This window comes from Quisquiliibacterium sp. (assembly GCF_982640115.1).
In genome coordinates this window covers 1-10,142 of the sequence record NZ_CEXFHW010000152.1, presented here as the reverse complement: position 1 = coordinate 10,142, position 10,142 = coordinate 1, and the positions used below count along the sequence as shown (strand labels likewise).

10 protein-coding genes are annotated in these 10,142 nt (G+C 70.9%); 4 read left to right on the top strand and 6 right to left on the bottom strand.

Going from position 1 to position 10,142, the window contains the following annotated elements:
* The 3 genes from trxA to AC2H6A_RS14985 all read left to right on the top strand — a co-directional run.
* Nucleotides 1-296, top strand: a 296-nt coding sequence (trxA, locus tag AC2H6A_RS14995; RefSeq protein WP_484274421.1) for a thioredoxin, incomplete at its 5' end; no start/stop codon positions are given.
* A gap of 124 nt (nt 297-420) precedes the next feature.
* The gene (locus AC2H6A_RS14990; protein WP_484274419.1) at nt 421-1,503 is read left to right on the top strand and encodes a TRAP transporter substrate-binding protein; all 1,083 of its coding nucleotides are present in this window, start codon (nt 421-423) and stop codon (nt 1,501-1,503) included.
* 26 nt (nt 1,504-1,529) lie between these two features.
* Complete coding sequence (locus AC2H6A_RS14985; RefSeq protein ID WP_484274417.1) at nt 1,530-2,528, top strand: NADPH:quinone oxidoreductase family protein; 999 nt, start codon at nt 1,530-1,532, stop codon at nt 2,526-2,528.
* 106 nt (nt 2,529-2,634) lie between these two features.
* Here AC2H6A_RS14985 and AC2H6A_RS14980 read toward each other — a convergent pair whose 3' ends face one another.
* Genes AC2H6A_RS14980 through AC2H6A_RS14970 form a run of 3 tightly spaced genes read right to left on the bottom strand, consistent with a single transcriptional unit; the run spans nt 2,635 to nt 5,405 of the window.
* Nucleotides 2,635-3,150: a MaoC family dehydratase gene (locus tag AC2H6A_RS14980; protein ID WP_484274415.1), complete on the bottom strand. Its 516-nt coding sequence runs from the start codon at nt 3,148-3,150 to the stop codon at nt 2,635-2,637.
* Between the two features lie 10 nt (nt 3,151-3,160).
* Nucleotides 3,161-4,153 (bottom strand): Bug family tripartite tricarboxylate transporter substrate binding protein, encoded by a 993-nt coding sequence (locus AC2H6A_RS14975; RefSeq protein WP_484274413.1) that lies wholly within the window; start codon nt 4,151-4,153, stop codon nt 3,161-3,163.
* Nucleotides 4,154-4,211: 58 nt separating this feature from the next.
* Nucleotides 4,212-5,405 (bottom strand): MFS transporter, encoded by a 1,194-nt coding sequence (locus AC2H6A_RS14970; protein WP_484274411.1) that lies wholly within the window; start codon nt 5,403-5,405, stop codon nt 4,212-4,214.
* A gap of 109 nt (nt 5,406-5,514) precedes the next feature.
* Between AC2H6A_RS14970 and AC2H6A_RS14965 the strand changes: the two genes are divergently transcribed.
* A complete protein-coding gene (locus tag AC2H6A_RS14965) occupies nt 5,515-7,062 on the top strand; it encodes an AMP-binding protein (RefSeq protein WP_484274409.1) in 1,548 nt (515 codons plus the stop codon).
* An 89-nt stretch (nt 7,063-7,151) separates the two neighbouring features.
* Here AC2H6A_RS14965 and AC2H6A_RS14960 read toward each other — a convergent pair whose 3' ends face one another.
* The 3 genes from AC2H6A_RS14960 to AC2H6A_RS14950 form a co-directional block, all read right to left on the bottom strand.
* Nucleotides 7,152-7,943: an SDR family NAD(P)-dependent oxidoreductase gene (locus AC2H6A_RS14960; protein ID WP_484274407.1), complete on the bottom strand. Its 792-nt coding sequence runs from the start codon at nt 7,941-7,943 to the stop codon at nt 7,152-7,154.
* A 2-nt stretch (nt 7,944-7,945) separates the two neighbouring features.
* Entirely contained in the window at nt 7,946-8,986 is a 1,041-nt protein-coding gene (locus tag AC2H6A_RS14955) for a histone deacetylase family protein (protein WP_484274405.1), read from the bottom strand.
* Between the two features lie 41 nt (nt 8,987-9,027).
* A partial coding sequence (locus AC2H6A_RS14950) for a tetratricopeptide repeat protein (protein WP_484274403.1) occupies nt 9,028-10,142 on the bottom strand: 1,115 nt, incomplete at its 5' end.

Here is a 10,142-nt window from a genome sequence, read left to right as displayed (position 1 = left end):
TCGTCGTCGTCGACTTCTGGGCTCCCTGGTGCGGGCCGTGCATGGGCTTTGCGCCGGTGTTCGAGCAGGTGGCCGCCGAGAACACCGACATCGCCTTCCGCAAGGTCAACACCGACGAGGAGCAGGCGCTGGCCGGGCACTTCGGGATCCGCTCGATCCCCACGCTCATGATCTTCCGGGAGCAGGTGCTGGTGTTCGAGCAGGCCGGCGCGCTGCCCAAGGGTGCGCTCACCGACCTGCTCGGCCAGGTCCGCGCGCTCGACATGGAGGAAGTCCGGCGCGGCGCCGGCGACTGAACCCCCACCATGGGCAGGCCCGGGACTTGACGCCGGCCTGCGCTTGGCTCAGCGTTGCGGCGGCGGCAGCTTCGTTGCGCGCCCATTCAGCCCCATCACCCCCGAAAACATCCAGGAGACACGCATGCAGCGTCGGGCCTTTGTCACCCACGGCGGTATGGCCGCCATTCTTGCCACCGGCACGGCGCCAGCCATCGCCCAGACCCTTCCCGAGGTGCGCTGGCGGATGGCCTCCAGCTTCCCCAAGAGCCTCGACACCCTCTGGGGCGCGGCCGAGTTCGTGTCCAAGCGGGTGGGTGAGCTCACCGGCGGACGCTTCAAGATCACCAACTTCGCCTCGGGCGAGATCGTGCCCGGGCTGCAGGTGCTCGACGCGGTGCAGGCCGGCACCGTCGAGGCGGGCCAGACCGCCATGTACTACTACTTCGGCAAGAACCCGGCCATGGCCTTCGGCACCTGCCTGCCCTTCGGCCCCAACCAGCGTCAGCAGAACGCCTGGTGGTACCACGGCGGCGGCGAGCAGATGTTCAACGAGTTCCTCAAGCCCTACAACTGCGTGGCCATCGCCTACGGCAACACCGGCACCCAGATGGGCGGCTGGTTCCGCAAGGAGATCAAGACCATCGAGGACCTCAAGGGCCTGAAGTTCCGGGTGGGTGGCGTGGCCGGCGCGGTGCTTTCCCGCCTGGGCGTGGTGCCGCAGCAGATCGCCGCGGGCGACATCTACCCCTCCCTCGAGAAGGGCGCGATCGACGCCGCCGAATGGATCGGCCCGTTCGACGACGAGAAGCTCGGCTTCAACAAGGTGGCCAAGTTCTACTACGCGCCGGGCTGGTGGGAGCCCAACTCCATGGGCCACATGATCGTCGCCACCAAGGCCTGGGAGGCGTTGCCCAAGGAGTATCAGGCGGCCTACATGGCAGCCTGCGGCGAGTGCAACGCGTGGACCATGGCCAAGTACGACCACCTCAACCCGCCCGCGCTGCGCAAGCTGGTGGCCGGCGGCAGCCAGCTGCGCGCCTTCCCGCGCGCGGTGATGGAGGCCTGCCACAAGGCCTCGCTGGAGCAGTACAAGGACTGGTCGGACAAGTTCCCCGAGTTCAAGACCATGTTCAACTCGTACTGGAAGTACACCGGCGAGCTCACCCAGTGGTTCCGGGTGGCCGAAGGTTCGTACGACACCTACAAGGCGAACACCAAGCTCTGATCCGGGCGCACTGACCCGCACCGCTGATGCGCGCGGTGGTCTGCCGGGCCCACGACGGGCCCGGCGCCGTTTCCATCGAGGACATCGCCTCGCCGCCGCTCGCCGCGGGCTGTGTGCGGGTGGGTGTGCGCGTGATCGGCGTGAGCTTCGCCAATGGCCTGGTGCTCGCCGGCAAGCATCAGAACACGCCGGCGCTGCCCTTCGTGCCGGGCACCGAGGTGGCCGGCACGGTGCTGGCCTGCGGCAGCGGCGTGACCGCCGTGGCGCCCGGTGACCGGGTGGCCGCAGGCACGCGCTCGGGCGGCTGGGCCGAAGAGGTGGTGGTGCCTGAAGCCACCGTGTGGCGCCTGCCCGACGCGGTGGACTTCCTGGCCGCGGCGCACTTCCCCACCATCTACGCCACCGCCTATGCGGCGCTGAAGTGGCGCGCCGCGGTGCAGCCCGGCGAGACCGTGCTGGTGCATGCGGCGGCTGGCGGCAGCGGTCTGGCTGCGGTCGAGATCGCGCGCTGCCTGGGCGCGCGGGTGATCGCCACCGCCGGCTCGCCCGCCAGGCTCGCGGTCGCGCAGGCGCATGGCGCCGAGGTGCTGATCGACTACCGGGCGGGCGGCTTTCGCGACGCGGTGCTGCAGGCCACCGGCGGGCGCGGCGCCGATGTGGTCTACGACCCAGTGGGGGGCGCGGTGTTCGACGAGTCGCTGCGCTGCATCGCCCCCGAGGGACGGCTGATCCCGATGGGCTTTGCCGGCGGCGGCATCCCGCAGATCCCGGCCAACCTGCTGCTGGTCAAGAATGTGAGCGTGATCGGCCTGTACTGGGGCTACTACGTGGGCTGGGCGCGAGCCCTGCCGCCGCCGGGCACCGAGGCGCGGGTGCGGGAAGCCTTTCGCGAGATGCTCGAGTGGTGCGCGCAGGGCCGGCTGCGGCCGCGCACCTGGCGCACCTGGCCGATGGGCGGCTTCCAGGAGGCCCTGGCCGCGATCGCCTCGCGCGAGGTGATCGGACGGGTGGCGCTGATTCCCTGAGCGGGGCGATCGGCAGGGTGGCGGGGACCTCCCGGCCAGGCGACCGGCAGAGTGGCGCGGCCCCCCCGGCCAGGCGATCGGCGGGGCGCCCCTGCCCGCTGCGCGATCAGTCCGGGCCCGCGGCCCCGGCAGCCTGACGCCGTCGCAGCAGGTACTTCTGCATGCCGTCCATCACCAGCACCCCGTGCTGGTTGTGCACGGTGGAGCGCATCACGATCACGCCGGTGGTACGGCCGGGCAACAGCTCGGCCACCTCGATGGCGCTGTAGAGCGTGTCGCCCACATGCACCGGCGCCAGGAAGCGGCTGCTCTGCTCGATGAACGCCTTGAGCGAATCCTCCACCAGATGCGGGAACAGCCCGGCGCCCGCCGCGGTCTGGATCACCACCTGAAAGCCGTGGGCAAGCAGGTCGGGCATGCCGTGGCCACGGCAGAACTCGCGGTCGTAGTGGATGGGATGGTTGTCGCCGCTGGCCAGCTGGAAGGCGGCGAACAAGGCATCGGTCATGGTCCGCGAGGGCATGGGAAAGCGCTCGCCGAGGCGGAAGTCCTCGAACCAGCGCTGCTCGCACAGACGGTGCGAGGCCTGCAGGGCGGCGGCGGGGTTGGGCGTGGCGGTCATGACCGGCCGCTCACTGCGGTTTGATGCCGGCATCGGCCACGATCTTCGCCCACAGCGCCATGTCCTGACGCAGCGTGGCTGCGAACGACTCGGGCGAGTCGCCCACCGGCACCAGGGTCTGCTCGTTCAGCCGGGCCTGCACCTCGGGCAGCTTCACCACCCGCATGACATCGCGCGAGATCTTCTCGATCAGCGGACGCGGCGTGCCGGCCGGTGCGAACAGCCCCACCCAGCCCAGCGGCTCGTACCCGGGGTAGCCGAGCTCGCCCAGCGTGGGCACGGCCGGCAGCATGGGCGCGCGACGCGGGCCGGTGACCACGATCGGCCGCAGCTTGCCGGCGGCGATGTGCTGCGTGGCGGTGCTGACATCGATCCACGAGGAACTCACCTGCCCACCGAGCAGGTCGGTGACCAGCGGCGCGGCGCCCTTGTAGGGCACATGGGTCATGTCCAGGCCCTGCTGACGCGCGAAGCGCTCGCCCACGATGTGCGAGCTGGAGCCGGTGCCGAAGGACCCGAAGGTATGCCGCCCCGGCGCGGCCCTGACCGCGGCGATGAACTCGCGCAGGTCTCGCGCCGGGAAATCCGGCTTGACCGCCAGCACCAGATACGAAAGGCAGATCTGGGAAATCGGCTCGAAGTCCTTCAGCGCGTCATACGGGATCTTCGCGAACAGCGCCGGGTTCTGGATGTGGGTGGTGATGGTGGCCAGCAGGGTGTGGCCATCGGCGGGCGCGCGCGCCACCTGCTCGCCCCCGATCATCCCGCTGGCGCCGGGCTTGTTCTCGACGATGACCTGCTGGCCCCAGGCCTCGGCGAGCTTGCCGGCGAGCAGGCGGGCGGTGAGGTCGGTAGCCCCGCCCGCAGGAAAGGGCACCACCAGCTTCACCGGGCGGCCAGGGAAGGCGGCGGACTGGGCGCGCGCAACCGGCGCGATCAGCGTGCTCGCGGTGGTGGCGATGGCGCCATGCATGAGCCGGCGACGGGTCAGGTGGATCGTCATGAGGTGTCTCCTTCAGAGGTACGCCGCGCATGATAGCCGCGGGGCCCCCGGGCCCGGCTCAGGCGCGCTGGCGCCAGGCGGTGAGCGCAGCGCCGGCAAGCCCGAGCACTGCACCGGCCAGCAACGCATCCGGCGCGCCCACCCAGGCGCCCAGCTGACCGAAGAACAGACTGCCCAGCGGGGTGGCCCCGATGAACATGGCGGTGTAGATCGCCATCACGCGGCCGCGCTTGTCGTCATCGACCCGCTGCTGGATGGTGACATTGGTCGATACCGCCTGCGCGATGGTGCCCAGGCCGACCAGCACCATGGCGCCCATCGCCAGGGCCAGCAGATCGGTGCGGGTGAACACCGCCAGCCCGATCGCTGCCGACAGATTGCCAGCCAGCGCGATCATCTGCAGGTTGCGGCTGCCGCGGCGCACCGCCAGGCTGATCGCCGCGATCATCGCGCCCACGCCGGCACTCGACAGGAACAGCCCCACCAGCTCGGGGTGCGCGCCGTGCAGCGCGGCCACCGCCGCCGGCATCAGATGCGCGTAGGGACCCACCCCGAAGCCCAGGGCGAACACCCCGATCAGCATGCGTGCGATGACCGGATCGTCGAAGGCGCAACGCCAGCCCTCGATGAACTGCTGGCCGAACGAGCCCTTGGGTCTGGGCGCATCGCGGCTGACGGTGCGGATACGCACCAGCTGGTAGAGCGTGGCGCACAGCAGGAAGGGATGCAGCAGGAAGCAGGCCGCCTCACCCGCCCAGCCGATCAGCACGCCGCCAATCGCCGGACCGATGAAACGGGCCGTGTTCAGGGCGCTGGAGTGCAGCGCGACCGCATTGGGCAGCACCGCACGGTCTTCGATCAGATCGACCAGGAAGGCATGGCGAATGGGGATCTCGATGGCGAACAGCAAGCCACGCACGAAGGCGAAGACCACCAGCAGCGCAGGGTTCATCCAGCCCGCCGCGGTCAGCGCCGCCAGCAGCAGGCCGGTGAGCGCGACCGCCCCGAGCAGGCCGATCAGCATGGCGCGCCGCGGATAGCGGTCGGCGAGCAGACCGGCCAACGGCGAGACGAGCAGCGCCGGGGAAAGCTGTGCGAAGCCGACCACCCCGAGCAGCGCCACCGAGCCGGTGAGCCGATAGGCCAGCCAGGCCATGCCCACGTTGTGCGCGAACCCGCCGATCAGCGCGATGGCCTGGCCGATGAAGTAGCGGCGGAACTCGGGATGCTCGAGGGCGGGGAATCGGGACATGGGCGAGGGCCGCGGGCGCAGGCTTCGTGGGCGGCGGCAAACCCTTTACAGTACGGCCCACGGCCGGGCCCGGCGAGGCCCTCAGAAGACCCCCCATGGAGACTACACGATGTACGCAGGACATCACGCCACGGCGCATCCCGATCGGCCCGCCTTCATCATGGCGGCCACCGGCGAGCAGGTCAGCTATGCGGAACTGGAAGCCCGCAGCAACCGGCTCGCGCACCTGCTGCGCGCCCACGGACTCAAGCGCCTGGACCACTTCTCCATCTTCATGGAGAACAACAACCGTTATCTCGAGGCCTGCGCCGCCGGCGAGCGGGCGGGCCTGTACTACACCTGCGTCAACTCCTACCTGAAGGCCGACGAGCTGGCCTACATCCTCAACAACAGCGAGTCGCGGGTGCTGATCACCTCGGCCTCGCGCAGCGAGGTCGCGCGCGAGGCGCTCAAGCAGTGCCCGAAGGTGACGCTCGCGCTGATCGTCGATGGCGATGATGCCGCGCCGTTTCACAGCTATGCCGCGGCGGTAGCGCCCTTCCCGGCCACGCCGATTCCCGACGAGCGCCTGGGCACGCCCATGCTGTACTCCTCGGGCACCACCGGCCGGCCCAAGGGCATCGTGCGGCCGCTGCCCGACAACCCGCCGAGCGAGCCGCTGCCGCTCTTCCACTTCCTGAACAAGCTCTGGCGCTACCGCGCCGACATGATCTACCTGTCGCCCGCGCCGCTCTACCACTCGGCGCCGCAGGCCGCGGTCTCGCTCACCATCCGCAACGGCGGCACCGTGGTCATCATGGAACACTTCGATCCGGAGCAGTACCTCGCGCTGGTGCCGCGCTACCGGGTGACGCACACGCAGCTCGTGCCCACCATGTTCAGCCGCATGCTCAAGCTGCCGGCCGAGGTGCGCAGCCGCTACGACCTCTCCTCGCTGGAGATCGCGGTGCACGCGGCCGCGCCCTGCCCGGTGCAGGTCAAGGAGCAGATGATCGAATGGTGGGGCCCGATCATTCACGAGTACTACGGCGCCACCGAAGGCCTGGGCTTCACCGCCTGCGACACGCCCGAGTGGCTGGCCCACCGCGGCAGCGTGGGCCGCGTGCTGCTCGGCGATCTGCACATCCTCGACGAGGACGGCAAGCCCTGCGCGAAGGGCGTGCCCGGCGAGATCTGGTTCAAGACCGCCACGCCCTTCGAATACTTCAACGACGCGGCCCGCACCGCCGAGTCGCGCTCGAGCGACGGCAGCATGAGCACCGTGGGCGATGTCGGTTATGTCGATGACGACGGCTTCCTCTACCTCACCGACCGCTCCACCTTCATGATCATCTCGGGGGGCGTGAACATCTATCCGCAGGAGTGCGAGAACCTGCTGATCACCCACCCCAAGGTGGCCGATGCGGCGGTGTTCGGCGTGCCCAACGAAGACCTCGGCGAAGAGGTCAAGGCGGTGATCCAGCCGATGCCCGGCCAGAGCGCCGGGCCCGAGCTCGCCCAGGAACTCATCGCCTTCTGCAGCGCCCACCTCTCGCGGCAGAAGGTGCCACGCTCCATCGACTTCATGGACGCGCTGCCGCGGCTGCCCACTGGCAAGCTCTACAAGAAGGGCCTGCGCGACGCGTACTGGGGCGACAAGAAGAGCCGCATCGTCTGAGCGGACCAGCGCCACGGCGCCCGCGGCGCGCCAGCAGCGCCCGCGCCTCGGAAGCCGGGCCTTGGCGGGGGCGCCTCGGTGGGGGCGCCTCAGCGCGCCCGCCAGCCCCCGTCGACCACCAGGCTGTGGCCGTTGACATAGCCGGCCTCGTCGCCGGCCAGGTAGCACACCGCGGCGGCCACATCGGTGACGCTGCCGCGCACGCCCGCGGGCACCAGCGCCCGCACCTGGTCCTCCGATACCGCCACGCCGCGGCCGCTGATGTCGGGCACACCGGGGCCGAGCTGGCCCTGCGAATTGCGCCGCAGCCCGGTGGGGATCACCCCGGGGCAGACCGCGTTCACGGTGATGCCCCGGTTGCCGTAGACCACCGCCATCTGCTTCGTGAGCCCGATCACCGCGTGCTTGGCCGAGATGTAGGCCGCGCCACCGCCGGTGCCGTTCAGGCCGGCCACCGAGGCCATGTTGATGATGCGGCCGCGGCCGGCGGGCAGCATCTCGCGCAGGCCGCGACGGCAGCACAGGAACACCCCGGTGAGATCGACATCGAGCACCTTGCGCCACACTGCGGGGTCGATCTCGTGGACATCGAAGTAGCCATCGAGGATGCCGGCGTTGTTCACCAGGATGTGCAGCGGGCCCAGGCCGGCCACCGCCGCGCCGATCGCGCGGTCGACATCGTCTTCGCGCGAGACATCGCAAGCCAGGCCGAGGGCGCGCCCGCCTGCGGCGGTGATGAGGCCCGCGGTCTCGACCGCGGCGGCGGCATCGATGTCGAGCGCCGCCACCGCCGCGCCGCGCCCGGCCAGCGCCTGCGCCACCGCGCGGCCGATGCCCGAACCCGCACCGGTGACCACCGCCATGCGATCGGAGAAGCCCATGCTCAGCCCTTTCGTGGGGAATGCGCGGATTCGAAGGCCGCGAGGAAGGCCGCGAGGTTGATGCCGAGCTCGGGCCCGAGATAGCCGCCTTCCTGCACCAGCACGGTGGGCAGGCCCAGGCCGGCAATGGCCGCGGCCATCCGGCGGAAACCCTCGGTGGTGATGCGCAACCCCTGCAGCGGATCGCTCTCGGCGGCATCGAGCCCCAGCGCTACCACCAGCGCGCCAGGCGCGAAGCGGCCGATGCGCTCGAGGGCCACCCGGCCCGCGGCCAGCCAGGGCGCGTCACCGCTGCCTCCGGGCAGCGGCAGGTTCAGGTTGAAGCCCTCGCCCGCCCCCTGGCCGCGCTCATGGGCATGACCCCAGAAGTAGGGATAGAAGCCGTGGGGGTCGGTGTGCAGCGACACGGTGAGCACATCGCGATCGGCATAGAAGATGCCCTGCGTGCCGTTGCCGTGGTGGACATCGATATCAAGCACCGCCACGCGGCCGTGGCGGGCGCGCAGGCGCCGCGCCGCGATGGCGGTGTTGTTCAGGAAGCAGAAGCCGCCGGCGGTGTCGGCGAAGGCATGGTGGCCGGGCGGACGGCACAGCGCATAGGCGGTGCTACCCGTGGCCAGCACATGATCGGCCGCGGCCACCGCCACCTGCGCGGCGTGATACGCCGCCTCCCAGGTGGCAGGGCCGATGGGCGAGCCGGTGTCGGTGGTGTGCCAGCCCGTGCGACCGACGATGCCGGTGGGATAGTGGCCGCCGGCGCGGCCGGGATGCACATTGGGGATCACCTCGGCGCTCGCCCCCGGCAAGGCCTGCCATTGCGCCCAGGCCACCTGCAGGAAGTCGAGGTACTCGGGGGTGTGCACATCGGCGATCGGGCCCAGGCCCTGGTCGGGCGCCTCGGCGATGTCATGCCCGCCGGCCCGCGCCGCGGCGAGCAGGATGCGGGCGCGCTCGGGCTGTTCGGCGGCGGCCGTGGGCCGGCCGCGCACCAGGAAGAACTGCGGGTCGTGGCCGGCGTGGCGCTCGGTGTGGAAGATCTTCATGGACGAAAGACCTGACGCGACGGGTTGGGCAACGCAGCCGCTCAGTGCACCCGGAACACCGCGCGGGCACGCCAGCCGCCGATGAAGTGGCGGCCGGCCGCCTCGCGCTGGCGGTCGGCCTCGGCCGAGGCGCCAGCTGCGCGCGCGGTGCGCCAGCAGAACAGGGTGAGCAGTTCCTGCTGCGCGTGGCTGCCGCCGAGCTCGGGCAGGCGCGGCAGCACCGGGCCCAGCCGGCCGAGCGCGCCGGCCATGTCGCCGCCCGCAGCCTCGCGCATGGCAGCGCACAGCGGCAGCGCCACCTCGCGCACCACCTCGGCCTGGTCGTCGCTGCCCTGGCCGAAACCGTGCATGCCGGCGAGCAGCTGCTGCGCAGCGGCATCGCGGCCATCGGCCAGCAGCGCGAGCATGTAGTGCGGCAGGCTGAAGGCCGACAGGCAGTCGCCGACCCGGGCCTGGGCGTGGTCGGCCAGTTCGCGCCAGCGCGGGCCCGCCGGCACGCCGAGATGCTCGAGCCGGTAGAGCATGGAGATGGCGTTCTGCAGGTCGATGTAGAGATCGGGCTGAGCCTGGGTGAGCGGCGCTGACAGGTTGCGAAAACGCGTGTCGTAGAGCGACAGCGCCGTCTGCGTGTCGCCTTCACCGAGGTGCATGAGCGCGGCATGCCACCAGAGGTGGTGCACGAGATTGTTGCCCTCGGCCCAGTGACCGGACTGCTGCGTGAGCCAGGCGAGGCCCTCGGTGTGGCGGCCCTGCATCTCGAGCACATGGGCCACCGCATGGGTGCCCCAGATGTCCTGCGGATCGATCGCCACCGCGGCGCGGCCGAGCGGCTCGGCCTGGTCGAGCCGGCCGCACTCCTCGAGCGCGAAGCAGTGGCAGGCGAGCATCGAGCCCCAGCCGGCCAGGCCCTCGTGCCAGTGCGGCCGGGCCTGCTCCACCGAGGCCAGCATGGCCTGCGGCCGGCCGAGCCAGAAGAGATGAAAGTGCGCCAGCCGGAAGGCGAGCAGGTCGGTGGGATGCTCGCGCGAGATCTGGTCCCACAGCGCAAGCGCGCGCTCGAGGTGGCCATCGACCCAGGCCTGCAGCGCGGCCAGGTGCATGCGCTCGCGCGCGGTGGCGCCGGAGGCTGCGGCTGCGGCCTCGCGGGCCTGGGCCA